Origin of the sequence: Streptomyces sp. NBC_00286 (genome assembly GCF_036173125.1) — a bacterium.
Classification (GTDB): domain Bacteria; phylum Actinomycetota; class Actinomycetes; order Streptomycetales; family Streptomycetaceae; genus Streptomyces.
Window position 1 is genome coordinate 5,819,835 of sequence record NZ_CP108054.1, and the last position, 23,532, is coordinate 5,843,366.

Annotated in this window: 22 protein-coding genes and 1 pseudogene; 10 read left to right on the forward strand and 13 right to left on the reverse strand. The window is 69.2% G+C overall.

Features of this window, described 5'->3' with window-relative positions; genetic code table 11:
* Position 1: 1 nt before the first annotated feature.
* Positions 2-928 carry an aminoglycoside phosphotransferase family protein gene (locus OHT21_RS26815; protein ID WP_328770869.1) on the reverse strand — a complete coding sequence of 309 codons (927 nt, stop codon included), beginning with the start codon at positions 926-928 and terminating at the stop codon, positions 2-4.
* Between the two features lie 77 nt (positions 929-1,005).
* Positions 1,006-1,830: a helix-turn-helix transcriptional regulator gene (locus tag OHT21_RS26820; RefSeq protein ID WP_328770870.1), complete on the reverse strand. Its 825-nt coding sequence runs from the start codon at positions 1,828-1,830 to the stop codon at positions 1,006-1,008.
* 419 nt (positions 1,831-2,249) lie between these two features.
* Between OHT21_RS26820 and OHT21_RS26825 the strand changes: the two genes are divergently transcribed.
* Positions 2,250-2,987, forward strand: a complete 738-nt coding sequence (locus OHT21_RS26825) for a hypothetical protein (protein WP_328770871.1) — start codon at positions 2,250-2,252, stop codon at positions 2,985-2,987.
* A gap of 47 nt (positions 2,988-3,034) precedes the next feature.
* Here OHT21_RS26825 and OHT21_RS26830 read toward each other — a convergent pair whose 3' ends face one another.
* Positions 3,035-3,970, reverse strand: a complete 936-nt coding sequence (locus OHT21_RS26830; protein WP_328770872.1) for a helix-turn-helix domain-containing protein — start codon at positions 3,968-3,970, stop codon at positions 3,035-3,037.
* A 14-nt stretch (positions 3,971-3,984) separates the two neighbouring features.
* Positions 3,985-4,836 carry a peptidoglycan-binding protein gene (locus OHT21_RS26835; RefSeq protein WP_328770873.1) on the reverse strand — a complete coding sequence of 284 codons (852 nt, stop codon included), beginning with the start codon at positions 4,834-4,836 and terminating at the stop codon, positions 3,985-3,987.
* A 333-nt stretch (positions 4,837-5,169) separates the two neighbouring features.
* Here OHT21_RS26835 and OHT21_RS26840 point away from each other — a divergent pair, with 333 nt between their 5' ends.
* The gene (locus OHT21_RS26840) at positions 5,170-5,613 is read left to right on the forward strand and encodes a peptidoglycan-binding domain-containing protein (protein WP_328770874.1); all 444 of its coding nucleotides are present in this window, start codon (positions 5,170-5,172) and stop codon (positions 5,611-5,613) included.
* A gap of 71 nt (positions 5,614-5,684) precedes the next feature.
* Here OHT21_RS26840 and argS read toward each other — a convergent pair whose 3' ends face one another.
* Positions 5,685-7,469, reverse strand: coding sequence for an arginine--tRNA ligase (gene argS, locus OHT21_RS26845; RefSeq protein WP_328770875.1), 1,785 nt, complete (start codon positions 7,467-7,469; stop codon positions 5,685-5,687).
* Positions 7,470-8,277: 808 nt separating this feature from the next.
* On the opposite strand from argS, the gene lysS reads away from it, so the two are divergent.
* Entirely contained in the window at positions 8,278-10,023 is a 1,746-nt protein-coding gene (lysS, locus tag OHT21_RS26850) for a lysine--tRNA ligase (protein WP_328770876.1), read from the forward strand.
* Between the two features lie 158 nt (positions 10,024-10,181).
* On the opposite strand, the gene OHT21_RS26855 is transcribed toward lysS, so the two are convergent.
* From OHT21_RS26855 to OHT21_RS26865, 3 genes are all read right to left on the reverse strand, one after another.
* Positions 10,182-11,561 (reverse strand): DUF2637 domain-containing protein, encoded by a 1,380-nt coding sequence (locus tag OHT21_RS26855; RefSeq protein WP_328770877.1) that lies wholly within the window; start codon positions 11,559-11,561, stop codon positions 10,182-10,184.
* A 234-nt stretch (positions 11,562-11,795) separates the two neighbouring features.
* A complete protein-coding gene (locus tag OHT21_RS26860) occupies positions 11,796-12,647 on the reverse strand; it encodes a DUF3558 domain-containing protein (protein ID WP_328770878.1) in 852 nt (283 codons plus the stop codon).
* A gap of 118 nt (positions 12,648-12,765) precedes the next feature.
* On the reverse strand, positions 12,766-13,656 hold the full coding sequence (locus tag OHT21_RS26865) for a DUF3558 domain-containing protein (protein ID WP_328770879.1): 891 nt from the start codon (positions 13,654-13,656) through the stop codon (positions 12,766-12,768).
* A gap of 170 nt (positions 13,657-13,826) precedes the next feature.
* Here OHT21_RS26865 and OHT21_RS26870 point away from each other — a divergent pair.
* Positions 13,827-15,019: pseudogene (locus OHT21_RS26870) on the forward strand (RtcB family protein).
* A 41-nt stretch (positions 15,020-15,060) separates the two neighbouring features.
* Here the strand turns inward: OHT21_RS26870 and OHT21_RS26875 are convergent.
* Positions 15,061-15,933: an LAGLIDADG family homing endonuclease gene (locus tag OHT21_RS26875; protein WP_328770880.1), complete on the reverse strand. Its 873-nt coding sequence runs from the start codon at positions 15,931-15,933 to the stop codon at positions 15,061-15,063.
* A 226-nt stretch (positions 15,934-16,159) separates the two neighbouring features.
* Here OHT21_RS26875 and OHT21_RS26880 point away from each other — a divergent pair, with 226 nt between their 5' ends.
* Entirely contained in the window at positions 16,160-17,017 is an 858-nt protein-coding gene (locus OHT21_RS26880) for a polysaccharide deacetylase family protein (RefSeq protein ID WP_328770881.1), read from the forward strand.
* 182 nt (positions 17,018-17,199) lie between these two features.
* On the opposite strand, the gene OHT21_RS26885 is transcribed toward OHT21_RS26880, so the two are convergent.
* On the reverse strand, positions 17,200-17,856 hold the full coding sequence (locus tag OHT21_RS26885) for a TIGR03086 family metal-binding protein (protein WP_328770882.1): 657 nt from the start codon (positions 17,854-17,856) through the stop codon (positions 17,200-17,202).
* An 85-nt stretch (positions 17,857-17,941) separates the two neighbouring features.
* On the opposite strand from OHT21_RS26885, the gene OHT21_RS26890 reads away from it, so the two are divergent.
* Entirely contained in the window at positions 17,942-18,778 is an 837-nt protein-coding gene (locus OHT21_RS26890; protein WP_328770883.1) for an AraC family transcriptional regulator, read from the forward strand.
* Positions 18,779-18,851: 73 nt separating this feature from the next.
* Here the strand turns inward: OHT21_RS26890 and OHT21_RS26895 are convergent, their stop codons facing one another.
* The gene (locus OHT21_RS26895; protein ID WP_328774238.1) at positions 18,852-19,352 is read right to left on the reverse strand and encodes a MarR family winged helix-turn-helix transcriptional regulator; all 501 of its coding nucleotides are present in this window, start codon (positions 19,350-19,352) and stop codon (positions 18,852-18,854) included.
* Positions 19,353-19,497: 145 nt separating this feature from the next.
* On the opposite strand from OHT21_RS26895, the gene OHT21_RS26900 reads away from it, so the two are divergent.
* Positions 19,498-19,830, forward strand: coding sequence for a YnfA family protein (locus OHT21_RS26900; protein WP_328770884.1), 333 nt, complete (start codon positions 19,498-19,500; stop codon positions 19,828-19,830).
* Positions 19,831-19,994: 164 nt separating this feature from the next.
* Here OHT21_RS26900 and OHT21_RS26905 read toward each other — a convergent pair whose 3' ends face one another.
* Positions 19,995-20,435 carry an ester cyclase gene (locus OHT21_RS26905; protein WP_328770885.1) on the reverse strand — a complete coding sequence of 147 codons (441 nt, stop codon included), beginning with the start codon at positions 20,433-20,435 and terminating at the stop codon, positions 19,995-19,997.
* Positions 20,436-20,589: 154 nt separating this feature from the next.
* Between OHT21_RS26905 and OHT21_RS26910 the strand changes: the two genes are divergently transcribed.
* The 3 genes from OHT21_RS26910 (at position 20,590) to OHT21_RS26920 (ending at position 22,042) form a co-directional block, all read left to right on the forward strand.
* Positions 20,590-20,955: a hypothetical protein gene (locus OHT21_RS26910; RefSeq protein ID WP_328770886.1), complete on the forward strand. Its 366-nt coding sequence runs from the start codon at positions 20,590-20,592 to the stop codon at positions 20,953-20,955.
* A 146-nt stretch (positions 20,956-21,101) separates the two neighbouring features.
* A complete protein-coding gene (locus OHT21_RS26915) occupies positions 21,102-21,872 on the forward strand; it encodes an SDR family NAD(P)-dependent oxidoreductase (RefSeq protein ID WP_328770887.1) in 771 nt (256 codons plus the stop codon).
* A complete protein-coding gene (locus OHT21_RS26920; RefSeq protein ID WP_328770888.1) occupies positions 21,872-22,042 on the forward strand; it encodes a hypothetical protein in 171 nt (56 codons plus the stop codon). Before OHT21_RS26915 ends, OHT21_RS26920 begins: the two co-directional genes overlap by 1 nt.
* Positions 22,043-22,105: 63 nt before the next feature.
* Here the strand turns inward: OHT21_RS26920 and OHT21_RS26925 are convergent, their stop codons facing one another.
* Positions 22,106-23,344, reverse strand: coding sequence for a glycosyltransferase family 4 protein (locus OHT21_RS26925; protein ID WP_328770889.1), 1,239 nt, complete (start codon positions 23,342-23,344; stop codon positions 22,106-22,108).
* Positions 23,345-23,532: the final 188 nt, after the last annotated feature.

The window sequence follows — 23,532 nt, forward strand, 5'->3', positions numbered from 1 at the left end:
ATCAGACCGTGCCGAACCATGTCTCCGCGAGCGCGTCCAGCGTCGGCTTGGGCGGGGCGGGGAGTTCGCGGAGGCAATAGGGCAGATTGCTGTAGAGGTGCAGGAGGCCGTACGCCATGAGGACGCGGGGGTTGATCGGGGGGCGGCCGTACGCGTCGTAGAACCGCTTGAACAGGCGTGGGTCGCAGCTCGTCATGAACATGCCCACGGCCGCGAAGTCGTACGCCGGGTCGCCGATCATGGCCGGTTCGAAGTCGAACAGGCCGGTCAGGCGCCAGCCTTGGGGGTCCACCGTCAGGTGCTGGCGCATGAACTCGGTGTGCAGGAGCACGCGTCGAGGCGGAGGCGGCAGCGGGACCGTGTCCAGGAACCAGGGGATCTGTTCCAGCCACCCCTGCGAGAGGCCGAAGGCCCGCTGCTGCTCGACCGCCTGCGCCCGCTGTCCGGCGATCAGCGTGCGCCAGTCCGCCGGGCCCACGGCGGTCGCGATCGGTGCCGGGTCCACGGAGTGCAGCGCGGCGAGGGCCTCGGCGGCCTCCGTGACGATCCGGTCCCGCTCCGCGGAAGGGATTCGCGGCCACTCCTGGTCGAGGCCCACGCCGGGCAGGCGGGACATCAGGACGTAGTGCCAGCCGTTCTTGTACGCGCCCGCCGAGTGCAACTGCGGTGTGGGAATAGGGAGTCGGCCGTACAGATGGCTCAGCACCTTCTCCTCGCGTACGCAGTCGTCCTGCTCGAAGGCGGGATACAGCTTGACCACGTGCGCCCCGCCGATGGCGTACACCGGCAGCGAACCCTCCTCGAAGCGGACGATCCGTTGCCCGGCAAGGCCGAGCCGTTCACACAGGTCAGCGACGGCGGGGCGCAACAGCGCCTCGTCGCCGACGACCTCGTCCAGTTCCTCGCCGGTCTCCACGAGTGGCAGCATGGGTGCTCTCCCTGCTCTCCCAGCTAGCGATCCAAAGCGATGCAGCATCGAATACTTTCGGGACAAGATCAGACACTTCAACCTTTGGCCATGGCTTGCAGTGCCTTCTCCTCCGGGGAACCGGGAGCGGCGGTGTAGACGAGCAGGGTCTGGTCCGGGTCCTGGGGGAAGTGCGTGATCTCGTACGAGAGGGTGAGCGGGCCCGCCTCGGGATGGTCGACGCGCTTCACTCCGTACGACTTCGTACGGACCGTGTGGCGCTCCCAGTGCCCCTTGAACTCCTCGCTGTGCTTGGTGAGTTGGTCGACGAGTCGGCACAGCTCGGGGTCCTCGGGGAAGCGGCCGGACGCGATACGGAGATGGCCCACGACCTCTCGGGCGATGAAGTCCCTGTCCGGGTAGCGGGGGCCGATGTCCGGGTGCAGGAGGTGGAGGTACGCCAAGTTGCGCTCATCGCGGGGGAGTTCGGCGAAATCGGTGATGAGGACGGAGGCCGCGCGGTTCCAGGCGAGTACGTCCATACGCCGGCCGAGGACGAGCGCCGGAGCCGTGATCCAGTCCAGGAGCTGCCGCACTTCGGGCCGCGGGGCGTCGAAGCTGCCGCCGGGGTCGTCCTGCGGTTTCTGCGGGCGGGCCAGACGGAAGAGGTGCTCCCGCTCGTCCGCGTCCAGGCGCAACGCCTCCGCCACCGCGTCCAGGACCGCGTCGGACACGCTGTGATTGCGTCCCTGCTCCAGGCGTACGTAGTAGTCGACGCTCACCCCCGCCAGATGCGCCAACTCCTCGCGCCTGAGCCCCGGTACGCGCCGCAGCCCGGCACCGGAGGCGTAACCGACGTCCTCCGGGCGGATCCTGGCCCGCCGCGAGCGCAGGAACTCGCCCAACTCCCTGTGTGCAGCCATGGGTTCATTGTGGGTTCGTTGCCGCCGTTGGTGGGGGTGTGGGTGGGTGCGGCGGTCCCTGGGTTTGGTGGACCCCTGGCACGGTGGGGTGGCGGGAGAACGGGGGTGGGGTGGTGAGTATGGGAGGGCGGTTGACGAGTTGGAGGGGAGAGGTGGGGGCCATGCGGTACGGGATACGGGGACGGCGGCGGCGTGGGGTTGCCGCGGTTACGGCGGCTGTGGCGGGGGTGGTGTTGGTCGCGGTGCCTGCGGAGGGGGCGGAGGGAGCGGGCGGTTCGCGAGGCGGCGTGGTCGGGGACGGAGTTGGTGGGGCTGGTGCGGGAGCAGGCGGGGCCGGGGCGGAGGGGAGCTCGGCGCTGTCTGGTCCCGCATCGGAGGGGAGCCCGGTGCGGCCTGTTCCGGCATCGGAGGGGAGCCCGGTGCTGGCCGATCCTGCGCCGGAGGGGAGCCCTGTGCCGCCCGATCCCGCGCCGGGTGGGCCGCAGCGGCCGTACGAACCTGATGTTCCGGGGCCGCGGAACATCGACGGCCTGGCCGGTGAGGTCACCTCGGACGGCGGTACGTCCGGCAAGGGCGTCCTCGTCGGGTTCGACCGGACCAGCCGGGCCGAACCGGAGGGACCTCCGGCCGCCGCCCGCCGCTTCGTGTTCCTCTTCGACGAGGCGCTCGGCTTCCGCCCGGACGCCTTCCCGACCTGCGCCCGTGCGACGGTCGAGTCGGGCGGTGTCGACGCCTGCCCCGCGGATTCGCTGGTCGGACGCGGGACCAGCCACCTCTACCCCGAGGGCACCGCGGAGGTGTACGCCGTCAACACCCGCCACCCGAACGGGATGCGCGGCGCCCTCGTAGTGATCCCGGCGAACAACACGATCCTCGAACTGACCTGGGAGCCGGTAACCGCCCCCTACCGCCACCTCGGCTACCGCTGGGCCCTGGACGAGATCATCCCGCCCAGCCCGACCCCGCCCGAACAGCGCGTAGGCACCCGCCGCTTCGAACTGACCTGGGGCGCCACACGCCGAGTCGGCGACCGAACGGTCAGCTTCGCCGAGACGAAGGCGAAGCAGGGGGATGAGCTACGGTTCGGCTTGTGGAGCGAGTTCGTCACGGGGCAGGTGGCGCTTCCACAAGCAACGGCGACGACAGCGCCCTATTAGGGGCGCGGGGAACTGCGCGACCAGCCCCCACCGGACCCGCAGGTGATTCACGGCCCGCCCAGCGGAGCGCTAACGCACTCCTTGGCGCCGCCGGCCGCAGCCAAGAGGCAGGCCCGGAGGGTAACTCCGGGCCTGGTCGCCGCCATGTCCGTCATGACGTACGACTCCGCGTCGACGTCATCCGTGATGTCGACACTGCGGAGGGGACCGCCCGCCGTCATCTCCAGCCGGTCACCGACGCGCGTACCCCACGTCCGCGCCCAACTGGCCCCGCACTTCTCGCTGTAGTGCAGTTCCACCCAGGCGCCGGTGGTCGTACGACGTACGGCGAGGGAGTCCGCGTCACGGCACTTCATGTGCCTCGGGTCCTGGGCCTCACAGGCGTTCCCCCGGCAGCGGGGTCCGGGAGCCGACGATGCCGGGGAGGCGGACCGGGACGACCGCGGTTCGGCCTCCTCGCGCAGCGGGAGAAGGAGGGCCGCCGCCACGCTCGCGACGGCCACGGCACACACCGACGCGAGCACCGCCATGACCGCGCGCTGGCGACCGGCACGTACGCCCTCCTTCGGAGCCGGAGCCGGAGCCGGAGCCGGAGCCGGAGCCGCAGTCGGGTCCAGGTCCGGGGCCGGGATCGGAGCCGTACCTGTGCCTGCACCCGTACACGTACCCGCGCCCGTACCCGTCCCGTCCGTCGCCCGCCCGCTCCACCCCGACTCCGCGATCTCCCACAGCGCGAGGCACCGGCCGTCCGGTTCGCGGGCGAGGCGGCACAGGTCCTGCACCGCCTGGCGTGGCGGCAGCGCCTTGCCGCTCAGGTAACGGTCCCAGGAGGACTTGCTGTACGCGCTCCGCTCTGCCAGGCCTGTCAGGCTCAGGCCCGTGCGCGCCTTCAACTCCCGTAGCGCGGCGGCCAGTCGTACGCGTTCCGGCGACGGTGTCGTCCGCGTCGTCCCGGTGCCATTCCGGGTCGTCCCCCCGGTCATCCCAGTCATTCCTGTCATCCCTGGGGGACTTTCCAGGTGTGCGGGCCGACCCGAAGGGCTTTCCAGGTGTGCGGGCCGACGAGCCCGTCCTTGGGCAGCCCGGCCCGCTTCTGGATGATCTGGACCGCGCGCTGCGTCAGCGGACCGTAGATCCCGTCGATCTTCCCTGGGGAGATGCCCGCCCGACGCAGCAGACACTGCGCCTCGGCCACCTTCGGCCCGGCGAAGCCGTCCGCCAGGAGGGCATCCTGGGTGCGGCTGTTGCCCGCGTACCAGTGGCCGTCGATCCGCTCCATCCGGCAGGTGTACGTGGGCTTCGACGGCGACGGCGACGCCGCAGCGGACGGAGCGACGGGAGCCGCCGCTGCTCTGCTCACGCCGTCCGGGGGCCGTACGACCACGAGGACCGCCGCGGAGAGGGCCACCATCAGTGTCACCGCGCCCGCCACGAGCGCGACGCGTGGTGAACGTACGCGCCGCCGCGTCTTCTTGGTCCCGGCCGGCGGGCTCTCCGGCACCTGCACGGCCACGGTTGCTTCCGCTGCCTTCGCTGGTCCCGTCGCAGGGGTCGCTTTGGTTACGGACGTGGCTCCCCGCCTGCCTCCCCAGGCGTCGGTGGCGATCTCGTGCAGCGCGAGCAGCCGTGTCGGATCGTCGCCGCCGATCCGGGCCATCGCCTCGACGGCCTCTGGGGGCGGCAGCGTTCTGCCGCCCAGGTACCGTTCCCACGACTTCGCGCTGTACCCCGTTTTCGCGGCCAGTTGCCGCATGGTCAGCCCGCTGTGGTCCTTCAGCCGGCGCAGGCGCACCGCCAACTGGCGGACGGGCGGATCAAGTTCGGTCGGCAGCTCTTTCCAACGCGGCATGTTTCCCCACTCGCGTGTGCGGACCTCGACGTGCGTCCGGGTCGTCTCATCGCGTTCCGGGTCCCGTTCCCCGTCGCATCTTGCATCAGGAACCACGGACCCCTCCCGAGCGCGATTCCCGCACGCGTACGGAATCGGTCACCGCTCGTCGGATCCGTCCCGCCGTACCGACCCGGCGGACGACGTCCTCGCAGGTCGGCGCGGGTGACGTCCCGCGATGACGTCACTTCTGTGGCAGCTGTGGCGACGCCTGCCTCCCGACCCGCAGTCTCGTTGCCGAGCCGGTCGGTGCGGTCGGCTCCGCCCATCGGAAGGGGAAACGAAATGCGAGCCATGACCAGGACGCTCGTCAGTGTCGCCACCGTCGTCGGGATCGCCGCCGGAGGCGTGGCCGCCGCGGGTACCGCCTTCGCGGCACCCGCGCAGGACACGGGGACGGTAGCGAGCGCTGAGGCCATCACCGTGCTCGAGGTGAACAACCTCGGCCTGGACGTGCAGCGGGCCAAGAACTGGCAGTGCTGGCTGCGCAACGCGGGCTACACCCCCGGCGAGATCGACGGGAAGCTGGGCACCAGTAGCTGGACCGCGGCCCAGCGGTATTTCAACCTCCTGGGCCTTGACGCGGGCGAAGTCGACGGAAAGGTCGGACCCGACACGATCAGTGCGCTGCAGCGTTACCTGAACTCGGTCGGCGACTACAACCTCGCCGTCGACGGGAAGGCCGGCGAGGCGACCAGGGCCGCGTTCTGGAACTTCACCGGGACGACCAGCTGCTGAGCCGGCCTGACGACCGTGGCCCGTCCTCCCAGCGGGGAGAGGACGGGCCGCGGCGTGTGCCGTGCGTTGTGTCAGAGACGCTCAGGCGTCCGGATGCCCAGCAGCGCCATCCCCTGGTGCAGCGTCCGGGCCGTCACGTCGCACAGGAACAGACGGTTCTCGACCTGGGCCGGAGTCTCCGCCTTCAGGACCGGGCACTTGTCGTAGAACGACGTGTACAGGGACGCCAGTTGGTACAAGTACGCCGTCAACTTGTGCGGCGCGTACTCCGCGGCGGCCTCCGCGAGCGTCTCCGCGAACCGGTCGATGTGCAGGCCCAGGGCCCGCTCGGCGTCGGCCAGTTCGAGCTCCGGGTGCGCGGCCGGTTCGGTGGAGCCCGCCTTGCGCAGGATCGACTGGATACGGGCGTACGCGTACTGCAGGTACACGCTCGTGTCGCCGTTCAGCGACACCATCTGGTCCAGGTCGAACTTGTAGTCGCGGCTCGCGGACGTCGACAGGTCCGCGTACTTCACCGCGCCGATGCCGACCTGCGCACCACGCTCGGCGATCTCCTCCTCGGACAGCTGACCCTGGGTGTCCTTCTCCCGTACGACGGCCGTGGCGCGGTCGATCGCCTCGTCCAGCAGGTCCACCAGCCGTACGGTCTCGCCCTCACGGGTCTTGAACGGCTTGCCGTCCTTGCCCAGCACCGTGCCGAACGCCAGCTGTACGGCCTTCGTGTCGCCGTTCAGCCAGCCCGCCCTGCGTGCCGTCTCGAAGACCATCCTGAAGTGCAGGGACTGGCGGGCGTCGACCACGTACAGCAGGGTGCTCGCCTTCAGGTTGAAGACACGGTCCCTGATCGCGGAGAGGTCGGTCGCCGCGTAGCCGTAGCCGCCGTCCGACTTCTTCACGATCAGCGGGACCGGGTTGCCGTCCGGGCCCTTGATGTCGTCGAAGAACACACACAGCGCGCCCTCCGAGCGGACCGCGACGCCCGACTCCTCCAGCAGGCGGCAGGTCTCGTCCAGCATGTCGTTGTAACCCGACTCACCGACGATGTCCGGGTCTTTGATCTCCATGTCCAGCTTGTCGAAGACCGAGAAGAAGTAGATCTTCGACTCGTCCACGAACTTCTGCCACAGGGCGAGGGTCTCCGGGTCGCCTGCCTGCAAGTCGACCACCCTGCGGCGGGCCCGCGTCTTGAACTCCTCGTCGGAGTCGAAGAGCGTACGGGACGCCTTGTAGAGGCGGTTCAGGTTCGACATGGCCTCCTCGCCGGAGACCTCGCTGTCCTTGTGATCGAGCTCGTGCGGGTGCTCGATCAGGTACTGGATGAGCATGCCGAACTGGGTGCCCCAGTCGCCGATGTGGTGCCTGCGGACGACCGTCTCGCCGACGAACTCCAGGATCTGGACCAGGGCGTCGCCGATGACCGCGGAACGGAGGTGGCCTACGTGCATCTCCTTCGCCACGTTCGGCTGGGCGTAGTCGATGACCGTGGTGCCGGGGTTTTCGGCGTACGGCACTCCGAGGCGGGCCACCGGGTCCTCCGCGCGCTGCGCCAGGTTCTCGATGATCGCCTTGTCCGTCATCGTGATGTTCAGGAACCCGGGTCCTGACACCTCGATGCCCTTGATCACATCACCGGTCACGACCCGCTCGACGACGGCGCTCGCCAGCTCGCGCGGGTTGGCCTTCGTCTTCTTCGCCAGCGCCAGGATTCCGTTGGCCTGGAAGTCGGCTCGGTCGCTCCGGCGCAGCAGGGGGTCGACGTCGGTGTCTGCGCCGGCCGCCGCCGCGGGGAGGGCGGCGTTCAGCGCGTCCGCCAGGCGCTGGTGGACGTGAGCGGTGAGGGACGTGACCGAGGCCATGGGGTGGGTGCCGTTCTCGTCTTGGGTTCGGTGGATGTAGCCAGTATCCCATGGGGGGTAAAGCGGTTTTTCTGGGCGCGGGTGGGTGTGGGCGGGTTGTTTTCGCCCCCGCCGCCCCTACCCGTCCCATACCAAGGGGCTGCGCCCCTGGACCCCGCTGGGGGCTCCGCCCCCAGGCCCCCTCGGGGCTGCGCCCCTGACCCCCACGGGGCTGCGCCCCCAGGCCCCCTCGGGGCTGCGCCCCTGACCCCCACGGGGCTGCGCCCCCAGGCCCCCTCGGGGCTGCGCCCCTGACCCCCACGGGGCTCCGCCCCCCAGGCCCCCTCGGGGCTTCGCCCCTGGACTGCTCGGGGCTCCGCCCCGGACCCCGGCCATGGGCTGCGCCCCTGGACCCGCTCGGGGCTGCGCCCCCAGGCCCCCTCGGGGCTGCGCCCCTGGACCCGCTCGGGGCTCCGCCCCGGACCCCGTTCGGGGGTCAGCCCCCGAACCCCCGCTCCTCAAACTCCCCCAGCTACCGCTTGGGGTGCCCCCAGAGGTGCCCCCAAGGGGCTGATTTTTCAGCCCGTCCGGCGTTTGAGGACGAGGCCGTTCAGGCCGATGGGGTCCAGGGGCGAAGCCCCTGGTGGGTCCGGGGCGAAGCCCCAGCGGGGTCGAAGGGGCGGAGCCCTTTGGTATGGGACGGGTAAGGGCGGAGGGGGCGATGAAAAGGCGTTTTCGTGGATGGTGGTGGAGCTGGGAGAATGGGGTGGTCAGCCCGGCGGACAACAGCGCGCTCGGGCGATGGCGGAACCCCTGAGGAAAGAAGGACGTGCCGATCGTGGGTCAGAGCACCGAGACCACCGACTGGGTCTCCCGTTACGCGGATGAGGTCATCGAGGAGTCGGAGCGTCGGGCCCCGGGCAAACCCGTAGTCGTCGCGTCCGGGCTCTCCCCCTCCGGGCCCATCCACCTGGGGAACCTGCGCGAAGTCATGACGCCGCACCTCGTCGCAGACGAGATCCGCCGGCGCGGACACGAAGTCCGGCACCTCATCTCCTGGGACGACTACGACCGCTACCGCAAGGTGCCGAACGGCGTCCCCGGCATCGACGCGTCGTGGGCCGAGCACATCGGCCGCCCGCTCACCTCCGTGCCCGCCCCCAAGGGCTCCCCCCACCCCAACTGGGCCGAGCACTTCAAGTCCGCCATGATCGACGCCCTGGCCGAGCTCGGCGTCGAGTTCGACGGGATCAGCCAGACCGAGCAGTACGCGAGTGGCGTCTACCGCGAGCAGATCCTGCACGCCATGCGGCACCGCGCGGACATCGACGCGATCCTCGACCAGTACCGCACCAAGAAGGCCCCACCCAAGAAGCAGCAGGGCCAGAAGCCCGTCGACCAGGCCGAGCTCGAGGCCGCCGAGGGCTCGGGCGCCGCGGCCGAGGACGACGGGACCGGCTCCGCCGGATACTTCCCGTACAAGCCCTACTGCGGCGGCTGCAACAAGGACCTCACCACGGTCACGGCGTACGACGACGACACCACCGAGTTGACGTACACCTGCACCGAGTGCGGCTTCTCGGAGACCGTCCGGCTGAGCGAGTTCAACCGCGGCAAGCTGGTGTGGAAGGTCGACTGGCCGATGCGCTGGGCCTACGAGGGCGTCGTCTTCGAGCCCTCCGGCGTCGATCACTCGTCCCCCGGCTCCAGCTTCCAGGTCGGCGGACAGATCGTCGGCAGCATCTTCGGCGGCAAGCAGCCGATCGGCCCCATGTACGCCTTCGTGGGGATCAGCGGCATGGCGAAGATGTCGTCCTCCCGCGGTGGCGTGCCCACCCCCGGCGACGCCCTGAAGATCATGGAGCCTCAGCTGCTGCGCTGGCTGTACGCCCGCCGCCGCCCCAACCAGTCCTTCAAGATCGCCTTCGACCAGGAGATCCAGCGGCTCTACGACGAGTGGGACAAGCTCAACGCCAAGGTCGCCGACGGCTCCGCCCTGCCCGCCGACATCGCCGCCCACTCCCGCGCCGTACGGACCGCCGCGGGCGAACTCCCGAAGACCCCGCGGCCCATGCCGTACCGCACACTCGCCTCCGTCGCCGACATCACCGCAGGCCACGAGGACCAGGCCCTGCGCATCCTCAGCGACCTCGACCCCACCAACCCGCTCGCCTCACTCGACGAAGTACGGCCGCGATACGACAAGGCCGAGGCCTGGATCAACACCCAGGTACCGGCCGAGCAGCGCACCGTCGTCCGTCAGGAACCGGACGTCGAACTGCTGAAGTCCCTCGACGACCAGGCCCGCGAATCCCTCCGGCTCCTGCTGGACGGACTCGACGCGAACTGGTCCCTCGACGGCCTGACGCACCTCGTGTACGGCGTGCCCAAGGTCCAGGCCGGCTTTGCCCCGGACGCCACGCCCAAGGAACTGCCGCCGGAGATCAAGGCAGCTCAGCGCTCGTTCTTCGCGCTGCTCTACCACCTCCTCGTCGGCCGCGACACCGGACCTCGACTGCCCACGCTGCTGCTCGCGGTGGGGGCGGACCGGGTACGGAAGCTGCTTGGCGCGTAAGCGCTCCGCTGGGAGTCCGGTACGTCACCTGCGGGTGCGTCGTGGCTGGTCGCGCCCGCGCGGCGGAGCCGCAAATTGACACAGCCCCGCGCCCCTTTGGGGCGCTGGGGGCGCCCGGAGTTCTCCGGGCGCCCCCAGCCACGTATGCACGACGGCGGTTACGCGATGTGGTCCTCTTCCAGTTCCGCCGTGTGACGGTTCGTGAAGCGGCTGACCATTCGCTTGGCGTCGGGGTCCGGGACGGGGATGCCGTACGTCGCCTCGACGTTGTCGCTGAACTGGCGTGGGGTGGGGTAGCTGCCGTTGATCGACTGCTTGAAGACCTGGTAGTACGACTCCTCGTCCGGCTCGGGGCCCTCCGGCGCCCCACCGCCCTCGCCCAACTGCCGTGTCCGGCCGCCCGGCCCCGTCGGGATGCGCCAACTGCCGGTGTCCTCGGGACCGGGCTCGTACTCCTGAGCCTGATCCTGTTCCTGGCCCTGGTACGGAGCCTGGCCCTGGTTCTGGTACGGAGCCTGGCCCTGTTCCTGGGCCTGGCGCTGTGCCTCGTACCACTGCTGGTCGTACTGCTCGCCGTCGTACCGCTCCTCGGGCTCGTACGACGGGTCGTAGCCGCCCTCGTAGACCACTTCCTGGTGCGGGGGCGCGAACCAGGGGCTGCTGTCGGGTTCCTGGGCCTGCTCCTGTTCCTGCTCCCGGGCGTACGCCTCTTGCTGTGGAGCTTGCTCCGGAACGGCGTCGTTCTCGGGGCCGCGCTGCTCCCTCGCCGGCGCCACGGGCATCCCAGCCCGCTGTGACGGCTCCAGCTCCCGTTCCGGCTGGCGCGGGGCCGGAGGCAGCAGGACCGGCTCGATGCCCGCCGCCGCGAGGCCGGACGGGGCCGTCTCCGCGAGCGGCACGCCATAGCGCGCCAAACGCAGCGGCATCAGCGACTCCACCGGAGCCTTACGGCGCCAGGCGCGGCCGTAACGGGAGCGGAGGCGGGCCCGGTAGACCAGACGCTCCTGCTCCAGCTTGATCACCGCGTCGTACGAACGCAGCTCCCACAGCTTCATCCGGCGCCAGAGGAGGAAGGTCGGGATGGGGGAGAGCAGCCAGCGCGTGAGGCGTACTCCCTCCATGTGCTTGTCGGCCGTGATGTCCGCGATCCGGCCGATCGCGTGGCGCGCGGCCTCGACCGAGACGACGAACAGGATCGGGATGACGCCGTGCATACCGACACCCAGCGGATCCGGCCAGGCGGCGGCGCCGTTGAACGCGATCGTCGCCGCCGTCAGCAGCCACGCCGTCTGACGCAGCAGCGGGAACGGGATGCGGATCCAGGTCAGCAGCAGGTCCAGGGCCAGCAGGACGCAGATACCCGCGTCGATGCCGATCGGGAACACGTAACTGAAGTTCCCGAAACCCTTCTCCAGGGCGAGTTCGCGCACCGCCGCGTACGAACCGGCGAAGCCGATAGCAGCGATGACGACCGCCCCGAAGACGACGACCCCGATGAGGATCCGGTGCGTCCTGGTGAGTTCCATTGGCGCGGCCACCCGTACTCCCCTCCCTGTGAGACCTGTTGCGCGGAACAGGGTGGCACATGTGTGCGGTTCGCGGGTGTCCGGAAGGGAGTCGCCTCCGCTTCGGTACGGCTTCGGTATACGGCCGGAGCCCGGCACGCATGGGGCCGGGCTCCGGTAAAAGGCGGTGCTGGCTGCGAGTTGGAGCCAGACGGACCATCCCGGGGCCAGCGGACCCTCCCGGGTCCAGACGAGCTCCCGCCTTCGTCAGTTCTCCGTCGCCGGCGGCTTGGTGGCCGGGGACTTGGTTCCCTCGGCCGGGCTCTCGCTCGCGCCCTTGCTCGGACTCGGGCTCGCGCTGTCGCCGGAACCGGAACCCGCTCCGGCGCCGGACCCGCCGGCCTGATTGGCGGTCACCACCGCCTGCACGGCCTCCTTCGCCGCCTTCAGCGCCGCCTTCGACAGATCCTCGACGCTCGGGGCCTTGTCACCCGCGAGACCCGCGCCGTTGTAGTCCACCGACACGACGACGTTCTCCGCCCGTGCCACGACCACCTGCTGCTTGAAGGTGCCTTCCTTCTTCTTCAGGTCGTAACTCACCTGCGTCGCCTCATTGCCCGTACCGGACACCGGCTCCGACTTGGCGTTCGTCGCGCCGGTCTCCCGCGCGTCCTGGACCTGGTCGGCGTAGTACGTCGACGCCAGCTTCTCGCCCGTACCCCGCGTCTGGTCCGACTCGAAGCGCAGCAAGGACACGCTCAACCAGCGGAACTGGGAGCCCTTCACGCCCTTGTCCTCCAGGCTGTCCCAGGAGCAACTGCCGCGCGTCGCCGCGTCGTCCGACTTGCCCTCCTTGCCGGACTTGGACGCCTCCGGCACCAGCTCGCCCAGAGTCTTCGACGAGAACACCTTGCACGGCTCGGGCAGCTTCGCGTACGCGGCCTCCTTCACCACCGCCGCCTTCGAGGCGGAGGGAGACGCCTTCGCGCTGGAGTCCTTGTTCGCTGCGTCACCGGAGTCGGAGCCGGAATCCGAGGAGCAGCCTGCGGCGACGAGCATCACCGGAACAACGGCTGCGCTGACGAGGATGCGGGGGAGTCGCTGTGCGGGTCGGTGCATGGTTCCTTCACTCAAGACGCGTTTTGTGTGCGTGCGGTCGGGTCCGAGGGGCCACGGTACGCGTTACGAGGCGGATGTGACTTCCATTCCGCCCAGCCTCACAGGCCCCCGGCGACCGCTACTCGTTCAACGTGCCGTCGAGCTGATCGGCCAGTTCCCGCACCCTGTCCTGCATGTCCTCGCTGCTCGGGACGTCCGTCGTACTCGTCGGCTGCTCGTCGTACCGGATCGTCACCAGCACATTGGACGTGCGAAACACCACAGTCACCGTGCGCTGCCGCGAGGCGCTCAGCGCATCGTCCAGGAACGCCTCGTCACCGAGATCGTCGAGAGTGCGGGGCTGGAGGCCGGCGGGGGTGACGCTGGGGGAAGGGGCGCCGTCCGAGGCGCCGCTCGGGTCGTCGGTCGGGGTGGGGGAGCCGGTGTCGCCGGCGCCCTCGCCTTCGCCACCCTCCGCACCCTCTGCCGCGTCACCCTCTGTCGCTTCATCCGATGCGCCGGATTCGTCCCCACTTGGGGTCTCCGTGGGCGTCGCACTCGGGGACGACGGAGCCGGTACGGGCAGATCCGCCTCCTCTTCCTTCGTCGCGTAGAGCTCCGAGGCGCGGGTGGCGTCGCTCACGGCGTTCTCGTACGAGGTCACCCGGTCGAAGTCCACCCACAGACGATCCGTCGCACTCGGCGACTCCGCACTCCAACGACAGCCGATCTTCCGGTCCGTGTCATACGTCAGCGTCGGCGACCCCTCATACGCCTTCTCCCGCTGCTCCCCGTCCGTGACCTGCTTGATCCCCGGCAACAGCGCGTCCAGCGTGCCCCGCTCGACGGCACCACACGGCTCCGGCAGCGTCCGATACCGCCCGGGCTCCGCCGACGCGGCCGCCGAACCCGAGCCACCCTGCTTCGAATCCGCCGGCTCCCCACCGCCGTCCGAACCGGTGCAGCCGGCCAGCGCCGCCGTCGCCGCAAGAAGCGCGGCAACGCCGACTACATACGCCTTCCGCTGCACGGAGGCTCCTCTCGTTCCGCTTAATCGCTTGCCGCCCGAAGGTGGCCGATGACCACAATGTCTATCGCACGCACGGCCGTGAACGCCGGTTCGCCTTCCCTTTCATAGACCTTGGCCCCGGTATTTGCGATGCCCGAACTTTGTTTGCCTTACGGGGGATTGAGGACGCTATGTCGTATGTAGAGGTACCAGGAGCGAAGGTGCCCATCCGCATGTGGACGGACCCGGCGTCGGTGGAGGCAGGAGCGCTCCAGCAGCTCCAGAACGTCGCCACGCTGCCGTGGATCAAGGGCCTGGCGGTCATGCCGGACGTGCACTACGGCAAGGGCGCGACGGTGGGGTCGGTCATCGCGATGCGGGGGGCTGTCTGCCCGGCTGCTGTCGGGGTCGACATCGGTTGCGGGATGTCGGCGGTGAAGACGTCGCTGACGGCGAATGACCTGCCGGGGGATCTGTCTCGGCTGCGCTCGAAGATTGAGCAGGCCATTCCGGTGGGGCGGGGGATGCATGACGATCCGGTTGATCCGGGGCGGCTGCATGGGCTCGCTACTGCGGGGTGGGATGACTTCTGGGGGCGGTTCGATGGGGTTGCCGACGCTGTGAAGTTCCGTCAGGGGCGGGCGACCAGGCAGATGGGCACACTCGGAGCCGGCAACCATTTTGTCGAGATTTGCATAGATATTCCGATTCGGTGTGGCTCATGCTTCACTCCGGCTCCCGGAACATCGGCAAGGAACTGGCTGAGCATCACATCGGCATCGCCCAGAAACTCCCGCACAACCAGGGCCTGGTCGACCGTGACCTAGCTGTCTTCGTGGCGGACACCCCGCAGATGGCCGCGTACCGTAACGACCTGTTCTGGGCGCAGGAGTACGCGAAGTACAACCGCACGCTCATGATGGCGCTCCTGAAGGATGTGATCCGCAAGGAGTTCAAGAAGGCGAAGCCGACCTTCGAGTCCGAGATCAGCGCACACCACAACTACGTGGCCGAGGAACGCTACGACGGCATGGACCTGCTCGTGACCCGTAAGGGCGCGATCCGGGCCGGCTCCGGCGAGTACGGCATCATCCCCGGCTCGATGGGTACCGGCTCGTACATCGTGAAGGGCCTCGGCAACGAGAAGGCCTTCAACTCGGCCTCACACGGCGCCGGTCGGCGCATGAGCCGCAACGCGGCGAAGCGCCGCTTCTCGACGAAGGAACTGGAGGAGCAGACGCGGGGCGTGGAGTGCCGCAAGGACTCCGGCGTCGTGGACGAGATCCCGAGCGCGTACAAGCCGATCGAGCAGGTCATCGACCAGCAGCGCGACCTTGTCCAGGTTGTGGCGAAGCTGAAGCAGGTCGTGTGCGTCAAGGGCTAACGCGCGAGGCCCCCGGTCGCTACCGGGGGCCTCGTATCCGCTCATTGATCGCTTGGCATGGGGGCTTGGCCACTTCGCAGGCGCCAGAGGCGGAGGCTGCAGCTCTGGGGACTCCTGTCGAGCTTTTCTGCTGCTTCCTTCGGGCTCTTGAGCTCCAGCAAAATCCGGTCCTCCCATTCCTTCCAGGAACGTCGCGTATGGGCGGACCGCATACTGGGAGGACGGAGCCAGGTGGCAAGCGACTCGGCGGACCTGCGCTTCCGTTCCAACGACAGGCAGCCGGGGTAGTAGAGGTGGGCGGCCAAGGCCTGGGCAGCTTCCTTGGCGTAGTACAGGTTGTAGATCCTGTCGCGCATGTTGCGCTTGATGTTGCGCTCGACGCCCGTGACCTCCTTCACGTATTGGCTGACGTACGTACCGAGAGCCGTACTGGCCGTGGTTAGGGAGATGAACGGGAATCCCTTGTTGGTGTAGCCCACCGAGCCGTCGGCGTCGATGACCCCTCGCAGGTAGTCGCGGCATGAGAACTGGCCGCCTGGCGGAGTGATCGCCATGGACTTGCGGCCGTACGGCAGGCCGAGTTCGTTCAGCTTGGTCCTGGCTTCAAGGGAGCAGAAGCTCCAGACTGCCGAGTGTGCGGTCTCGGCGAAGTTTGTGGATCGAGTGCGCTCTCTGATGCTGCTGTTGTACGGCGTCAGCCGCTGGAACTCGCGCAGAACATCGATGTCTCGGACGTTGATCTCAACGGACAACCTGCCCTTCTGCCCTACTCCTTGCTGTAGATGCCCATCGGCCTGCAAGAAGCCGAACATGTAGGCGTAGTTGGGGTTCTCGAGGTCCATGAACCCCGTCGTGTCGACGCCAAGGGCGTCGTCCAGCGTGAATTGGTGCGCGTTAGGCTCGCGTTCAGCCATGGGGAAGTAGGCCTTCCTTGATGGTCAGGCCCTCGGTTGGGATGCCGGTCCCGGCCGAGGGCCGTCGTTTTTGATGTTGTGGCGCGAGCCTAGATCGGGAGTTCAGGTCCCGTATGGGTGATCCATTCGGTTCATCCTTGTGGGTTACTGGGGCATCGCCTCGGCGCGCACGCGTGGCCGCGTAAATCGCGAGCGCGTTGTCGTCCGTGGAGTTCACACTGCGGGGATGACCGAACCCGTCGTGCTGTCCAGTGAGTTGTTGGGGTTTCCCGCTGACGCCCGTGTCCTCATCGTCAACTGCGACGACTTCGGGATGCGTCGTGGGATCAATGCCGCCGTCGTTGAGGCGATCGAGAGTGGGATCGCGAGTTCGTGCAGTCTGATGGTGCCGTGTCCTGGGGCCGGAGAAGCTATGCGGTTGCTGCGGGAGCGGCCGGGGGTTCCGTTCGGGATTCATCTCACGTTGGTGTGTGAGGTGGAGCGGGAGGGGGCTTGGGGGCCGGTTGCCTCGAAGGAGCGGGTCGGGTCGTTGCTTGATGAGGCCGGGGAGTTGTTCTCGCCTGACCGGTGTGGGGAGTTGCTTGCACGGGCCCGGATCGAGGAGGTCGAGGTCGAGTTTCGGGCGCAGGTCGACGCCGTGGTGGGGGCCGGGCTCGCGCCTACTCACCTCGACTGGCATTGCCTGGCCGATGGCGGGCGGGACGACATCTTTGAGCTGACCTTGGCCTTGGCCGACGAGTACGGACTGGCCGTACGGGTCTGGAGTGAAGCCGGGCGGCAGAAGGTGCGCGGGCTACCCGTCACCGACAACGACTTCCTCGACAGTTTCTCGCTGGGGCTCGACGGCAAGGCGGCTCGGTATGCCCAGTTGTTGCGCGAGTTGCCCGTTGGGCTCAGTGAGTGGGCGGTGCATCCGGGGTTGGCCGATGAGGAGTCGCGGGTGGTGGAGCCCGGGGGATGGCGGGTGCGGCAGACCGATCACGAGTTTCTGATGTCGGCCGAAGCTCGTGAACTCCTGCGGGAGGAGGGGATCTTCGTGATCGACTATCGGGGGATTCAGGGGCGCTGGTCAGGGAGACGCTGACCGTGCGAGCGGTGAACCCGTGGTGAAGGGAGTCGGTGCCGGGGCGGGGGCTGTCGTCAGGAAATGTGACACTTGATGCCCTAGGTGTCACATTTTCCGGCGACAGCCCCCGGACCGTGAAGGTCGCCGTCTCGAATGCGCGGGCTCGGGCTTTGGTGAGAGCTCGCCCGGGCCCGCTCCCGTTACCGCTCGGTCGGGGTCCAGTGTGGGTCGCGGCCCGTTTCCGCCAGTAGGCGGTCGAAGGTGTTTGCGCCCTTCGGTGCGGGTAGCGGCTCGGCGAACATGCCCATCTGGCGGGCCGTGGGTGCCATCTCGGCCACGGTGTCGGCGAGCGTGGACAGGACACCGGTGCCCGCCGGATGCGGCCGGTACTCCTGGCCGGTCGCCCGCGCCAAGTCCCAGATGTGCACCGTCAGATCTAGCAGCACCAGGCAGCCGACCGTCCGTGCGGGCAGCTCCATGGCCCCCGTCGTCCCGTCCTCGGCCCCCGGCTGCGACCAGGCCTCGACCAGTCGAGCCGCCGCCTCCGCGAAACCGTCCCGCCAGTCATCGCCCGCCCCGACCCGGTCGGGGGTACTGGTGAAGTCCGCCGGCTTCTTGGCGGCCAGCTTCCGGAACTCCACCACCACATGGAAGAGGTGGTTGACCAGTGCCTTCACGTCGTACTCGGCGCACGGCGTCGGACGGGCGAGGGCCGCGTCCGGAATGGCCCGTACGACGGGAACTGCCTGGGCCGCGGCCGTGCCCAGCAGATCACCGAGCGAGGGCACACCGGCATTGGGCTCACTGATCTCGTTGATCTCGTCGATCTGGTTGATCTGGTTGATCTCGTGGGTCATAACACGACCGTACGTACGCCCCCGACCCGGCGGCTTGAAGAAACGCGACAGCCCCAAGCGGTTGCGGACGTCATACGATCCGGCCATGGCCGCTCCCCGACGTGACACGCGAGGCATCGTCGACGCCGCCGAGCTCTTCTCCCGCGTCCGCTTCCGGCGCCGCGAGCCCGCCGAGCCGCTGCGCCCGTATCTGGAGCACTACTGGCTGATCGACTGGGACCTGCCCACGCCGTACGAGTCCCAGGTCGTCCCGCACCCCTCCGTGAACGTCGTCTTTCAGGCTCTCACCGGGCGTGAGCCGTTCGGCGAGGCCGCGGGGATCGGCCTGGAGCTGTTCACGCAGAAGCTTGAGGCGCGGGGGCGCGTGTGCGGCGTGCAGTTCCGGCCAGGCGGCTTCCGTCCCTTCGCGCCGCGGCACCCGCTGACGGAGTGGACGGGCAGGCGCCTGCCGCTGGACGAGGTCTTCCCCTCGGCCCTCTCGAACGCGGGCGCCGTCGAGGCCGTACTCACGCCCGATGACGAGGACGCACGGGTCGCGGCCCTCGACGCGTTCCTGCTCTCACTCGCCCCGGAGCCCGACCCCAAGGCCGACCTCGCGATGACCCTCGTCGACCGCATCCGCACCGACCGCTCGACCCTCCGCGTGGCCGACTTCGCCCGCGCGGAGGGCATGTCCGTACGGGCGCTGCAGCGCCTCTTCGCGGCATACGTCGGCGTCAGCCCGAAGTGGATCATCCTCCGCTACCGGATCCACGAGGCCCTGGAGCTGGCCGGCACCCGGTCGGACATCGACTGGGCCGCCCTCGCCGCCGACCTCGGCTACGCCGACCAGGCCCACCTAGTACGCGACTTCACGGCGACGGTGGGGGTGCCCCCGGCGGCGTACGCACAGGGCACAGCCCTTAAGGACCTTGGGACTTGAGGGGCCTGGGGGCCTGAGGGCCACGCGGAGGCTTCGCAGGTCTTGGGCCGACCAGAGTCGGCCTAGAGCTGGCCTAGAGCGCGTCGAGCTCTCCGCGCCGTAGCCGCGCCGTCTGTGTCGCCGTGAACTCCACCGTCCGTCTCATGTGACCGATGAGCAGGGCGAGTTCGTCGTCCCCGAGATCCTCGAAGAGGGCGTACCAGTCGCCGCTCAGCCGCCGCCACATCCGGCCGAACTCCTCGGCCTTCTCCGGCACGGTCGCCACGAGTACGCGGCGCCGGTCGCTGGCATCCCGTTGCCGTACGGCATAACCGGCCCGCTCCAGCCGGTCCACGAGCCGCGTCGCCGATCCGGTCGTCAGCCCCGTCAGCTCGGCGACTCGTCCGGTCGTGACCGGCCCTCTCTCCAGGCTGAGGAGATTGAGGCACTGGAGGTCCGTGGGGTGCAGGTTCAGCTGGTCGGCGACGGCCTCGTTGAAGAGGGCGTACAGGGCCATGCAGCGGCGCGACTCGGTGGCCAGCTCGGAGAGCAGCCGGACGCGCCGCGCACCGGTGGCTGTACCGGCTGCGGACATGGGCATGGACATGGACGTGGGCGTGGGCGTGGACCTGGGCGCGGTCATACGGGGATGTATGCCACCCGGCGCCCCCAACAAGCCCCGCGAATAGGTGACGGCACCGGCCCGTCGGCACACCCCCGCCCCATGCGAAGCTGCCCCCATGCTCGTCGCCCGCTCCGCCGCCCTGTTCGCCCTCGCCGCGCTCTTCGAGATCGGCGGCGCATGGCTGGTCTGGCAGGGCGTGCGCGAGCATCGCGGCTGGCTGTGGATCGGCGCCGGCGTCATGGCCCTCGGCGCGTACGGCTTCGTCGCCACCCTCCAGCCCGACGCGAACTTCGGCCGCATCCTCGCCGCGTACGGCGGAGTCTTCGTCGCCGGCTCGCTGGCCTGGGGCATGGTCGCGGACGGCTTCCGGCCCGACCGCTGGGACGTGACGGGCGCGCTGATCTGCCTCGCGGGCATGGCGGTGATCATGTACGCACCGCGAAACTGACCCACCGGAGCAGCGGGGACCTCAGGCCGACAAGGTCCTCAGGCCGACAGGTGCGCAGGCCTGCAAGACCTCAAGCCGAAGGTCCTCAAGCCGGCAGATCCTCAGGCCGACAGGTGCGCAGGCCTGCAAGACCTCAAGCCGAAGGTCCTCAAGTCGGCAGATCCTCAGGCCGGCAGGTCCTCCGGCAGCAGCCCCAGCTGCCCCAGAAAGTCCAACTGATCGAAGTAGAGCCGGTAGTCCGCGATCCGGCCGTCCGCGTCGATGGTGGCGAGGTCGATCCCGCGGATCCTGATCTCCCTCTGCGTCGCGGGCAGCGTCTCGCCGGAGGGCAGGTGGATCGGCCCGGTGTTCCTGCCGCTGAAGAAGCCCTCGTCGATGGCGGTGTTGCCGATCTCGTACGAGTGCACCGACTCGAACGTGCCCTCCGGGATCGCGTCCGTCATCTGCCGCCAGTACTCGACGATGTTGTCCCGCCCGTGGAGCTCTCCGCCGTCGGGCGTCACGGCGATCGCGTCCGCCGCGAACAGTTCGTTGAGGGCCTTGATGTCCGGGGGCGCGGTGACCGCCTCGGTGAGCCGGTCCATGACCTCACGTGCCTGTCCCATGGAGCCACCTCCTGCGCAGAGGATCACCCACCTCGATTTTCCCACCGTCCCCGGGCCCGTGCATCAGGTCACCGGCCCGCGCCCAGAGGAGGCAGCTGAGCCGGAGAAGGACCAAGCTGGAAGGACGAGCTCCTTTAAAGAAGGGCGAGGAACCATGACGGCGACGACACAGAATGAGACGCCCGTCGCGTTCGAAGGCGGCGGCACGGAGCTGCGCATGCAGGAGATCGGCGGCGACATGTCCGTCGCGTTCGTACGGTTTCCGCAGGGCACGGACATGGCGCCCGTCCTCAAAGGGCAACCGGACGACCTCTGCCAATGCCCGCACTGGGGATACCTGCTCAAGGGCCGGCTGAAGATGCGCACGAAGGGCGGGGAGGAGACCTACGAGGCCGGACAGGCCTTCTACTGGGCGCCCGGGCACGCCCCGGAAGCCCTCGAGGACTGCGAGTACATCGACTTCTCGCCGACGAAGGAGTTCACCGAGGTCATCGACCACGTGAAGGCACAGCTGGGCTGACGGGGCGGGGCGGCTTCAGGGGGCGCCGGCCATTGCCGGGGCATTCGACGCCCGTGCCGGCCACCGGAGCCTATCCTGGCGTGGATTCGAACGCCGGCTCGCGCGAGCGAGCGCGGACCCGTACGTCCCCGCCCGAGGAGCAGCCCATGACCGCCCCCGCCGCCAAGTCCCGTATCGCCGTCGTCACCGGCGCGAGCAGCGGAATCGGGGCCGCGACGGCGCGGCAGCTGGCGGCCGCCGGGTACCGGGTGGTGCTCACGGCCCGCCGTAAGGACCGTATCGAGGCGCTGGCGGAGGAGCTCGAGGCGGCGGGCCACCAGGCGACGGCATACGCGCTCGACGTCACCGACCGCGCGGCGGTCGACGAGTTCGCCACCGCCTTCAAGACCATCGGTGTGCTGGTCAACAACGCGGGCGGCGCGCTCGGCGCCGACCCGGTCGCGACGGGCGACCCGGCGGACTGGCGCCAGATGTACGAGACGAACGTCCTCGGCACGCTCAACGTCACCCAGGCCCTGCTCCCCGCCCTGACCGCGAGCGGCGACGGCACGCTGGTCGTCGTCTCCTCGACCGCGGGCCATAGGACGTACGAGGGCGGCGCGGGCTACGTCGCCGCCAAGCACGGCGCGCACGTACTCGCCGAGACCCTCCGCCTGGAGATCGTCGGCACCCCGGTGCGCGTGATCGAGATCGCTCCCGGCATGGTCAGGACGGACGAGTTCGCCCTCACCCGCTTCGGCGGCGACGAGGAGAAGGCGGCAAGCGTCTACGCCGGCGTGGCCGAGCCCCTGACCGCCGACGACGTGGCCGACACGATCACCTGGGCGGTCACCCGCCCCTCCCACGTCAACATCGACCTCATGGTCGTCCGCCCCCGGGCCCAGGCATCCAACACGAAGGTCCACAGGGAGTTGTGATGGCCGACTCCCAGGACTCCCAGGACACGCCCACGGACACCCCTGAAAAGCGCCGCCTGGCCCAGGAGAAGAAGAACGAACGCTACGTCTGGTGGTATCTGGCGTACTTCCTCTTCGGCATCCACATCGTGGCGTTCGTGATGATCTATGCGGTGACGCACGCGAAGTAGACATCAGGTACGCGAAGTAAACGTCGGGCACGCGAAGTACACGTCACGCGCCCGAACTTGACGTCATGCGCGAGAAGTTGACGCCCCCTCCGTGCCCCCGCCCAGTCCCGGAACCGCCCGCCGAACCCTCCGCTTCCACTCGTCGATCCGAGCCTTGCGCCGCACCGCCCGCAGCTCCCTGAACAGCCCCTCATAGCGCGCCACGATCGGCTCCGCGTCGTACCGATGCGCGCTCTCCAGTGCCGCCCGTCCCATCTCCCGGCGCGCGGACTCGTCCGCGATCAGGTCGAGCATCGCTTCCGAGAGGGCGCGGGCGTCGCCCACGGGGACGAGGCGGCCGTTGACGCCGGAGGTGATGATCTCGGCGGGGCCGAGGGGGCAGTCCGTGCTGATGACGGGGACGCCGCAGCGCATCGCCTCGACGAGGGTCATCCCGAACGACTCCGCGTCCGAGGCGCTGACCACGAGCGAGGACTGGGCGAACTCCGCCTCGATGGGGGTGCGCGGGCCCATGAGCTGGGCGCGGCCGGTGAGGCCGAGGCCGTCGATGAGGGACTGGAGGTTTTCCTTCTGGGCGCCGCCGCCGTAGATGCGCAGCCGCCACTCCGGCTCCTTCGCGGCGACCGCCGAGAACGCCTCGATCAGCAGGTCGAACCGCTTGCCGGGAACGAGCCGCCCCGCCGCCGCGATCACCTTCGCGTCCCCGGTGGAGGGCGCCACACCCTTCGGCGCGGGCACGATGTTCGGCACCGCCGTGACCCGTACGCCCGGCAGCGGCATCCGCTTCCGGTACACCTTCGCGTCCGCCTTCGTCGTCGTCACGAGAGCGTCCAACGTGCCGTATTCCTGGGCCAGTACGGCCCGCAGCTTCTTGCTGTGCGCGTCGTGGCTCAGGTGTTCCTGGGCGATGCGCAGGGCGCGAGGTGGGGCGAAGCGGGAGACGTAGACGTTGATGCCGGGGCGGGTGCCGATGACGACGTCCGCGTCGCAGTCCGCCAGGTAGTCGCGGACGCGGAGGTCCGTGAGGCGGTTGTACTGCTTGTACCGCTTGTCGGAGGAGGGGAAGTCGGTCGCCGGCTCCGCGTGCAGCGGGTCGGAGAGGTCCGCGCTGCCGTCTCTCGTGTCCACGAGGGGGACGAGCGTGATGCGGGGGTCGACGTCGAAGCGCGGCACGTCCCGGTGGCGCGACATCGACACGATCGTGACCTTGTGGCGGTCGGCGAGCGCCGAAGCGAGGTTGAGTGTGGTGCGGACGGTCCCCCCGATGGCGTACGCGTTGTGCAGCAGAAACACGATCCTCATGCGTTTCGCGGCCTTCCTGCGCTTCATCCCGTGCGTGCCTTCCCCGTCGCGGCTCTCGTCGCCCTCGGGTCCTTCTGATGGACCCGGCCCCCGGGAGACAGCGGCCGGGCGAGGTGAGCCACCGGTCCCAGCGGGGTGAGAACCGGGTAAGAGACCCGGTCGTACCCCTGCTCATCAGGTACTACGTA

Bases quoted from the DNA above. Each gene is read 5' to 3' on its own strand.
- OHT21_RS26905 (WP_328770885.1), bottom strand. From the start codon at position 20,435: ATGGGACAGGCACGTGAGGTCATGGACCGGCTCACCGAGGCGGTCACC.
- OHT21_RS26875 (WP_328770880.1), bottom strand. From the start codon at position 15,933: ATGGCTGAACGCGAGCCTAACGCGCACCAATTCACGCTGGACGACGCC.
- OHT21_RS26860 (WP_328770878.1), bottom strand. From the start codon at position 12,647: ATGCACCGACCCGCACAGCGACTCCCCCGCATCCTCGTCAGCGCAGCC.
- OHT21_RS26900 (WP_328770884.1), top strand. From the start codon at position 19,498: ATGCTCGTCGCCCGCTCCGCCGCCCTGTTCGCCCTCGCCGCGCTCTTC.
- OHT21_RS26895 (WP_328774238.1), bottom strand. From the start codon at position 19,352: ATGTCCGCAGCCGGTACAGCCACCGGTGCGCGGCGCGTCCGGCTGCTC.
- OHT21_RS26920 (WP_328770888.1), top strand. From the start codon at position 21,872: ATGGCCGACTCCCAGGACTCCCAGGACACGCCCACGGACACCCCTGAA.
- OHT21_RS26830 (WP_328770872.1), bottom strand. From the start codon at position 3,970: ATGACCGGGGGGACGACCCGGAATGGCACCGGGACGACGCGGACGACA.
- OHT21_RS26840 (WP_328770874.1), top strand. From the start codon at position 5,170: ATGACCAGGACGCTCGTCAGTGTCGCCACCGTCGTCGGGATCGCCGCC.
- OHT21_RS26820 (WP_328770870.1), bottom strand. From the start codon at position 1,830: ATGGCTGCACACAGGGAGTTGGGCGAGTTCCTGCGCTCGCGGCGGGCC.
- OHT21_RS26880 (WP_328770881.1), top strand. From the start codon at position 16,160: ATGACCGAACCCGTCGTGCTGTCCAGTGAGTTGTTGGGGTTTCCCGCT.
- OHT21_RS26815 (WP_328770869.1), bottom strand. From the start codon at position 928: ATGCTGCCACTCGTGGAGACCGGCGAGGAACTGGACGAGGTCGTCGGC.
- OHT21_RS26890 (WP_328770883.1), top strand. From the start codon at position 17,942: ATGGCCGCTCCCCGACGTGACACGCGAGGCATCGTCGACGCCGCCGAG.
- OHT21_RS26835 (WP_328770873.1), bottom strand. From the start codon at position 4,836: ATGCCGCGTTGGAAAGAGCTGCCGACCGAACTTGATCCGCCCGTCCGC.
- OHT21_RS26910 (WP_328770886.1), top strand. From the start codon at position 20,590: ATGACGGCGACGACACAGAATGAGACGCCCGTCGCGTTCGAAGGCGGC.
- OHT21_RS26925 (WP_328770889.1), bottom strand. From the start codon at position 23,344: ATGAGGATCGTGTTTCTGCTGCACAACGCGTACGCCATCGGGGGGACC.
- OHT21_RS26915 (WP_328770887.1), top strand. From the start codon at position 21,102: ATGACCGCCCCCGCCGCCAAGTCCCGTATCGCCGTCGTCACCGGCGCG.
- argS (WP_328770875.1), bottom strand. From the start codon at position 7,469: ATGGCCTCGGTCACGTCCCTCACCGCTCACGTCCACCAGCGCCTGGCG.
- OHT21_RS26885 (WP_328770882.1), bottom strand. From the start codon at position 17,856: ATGACCCACGAGATCAACCAGATCAACCAGATCGACGAGATCAACGAG.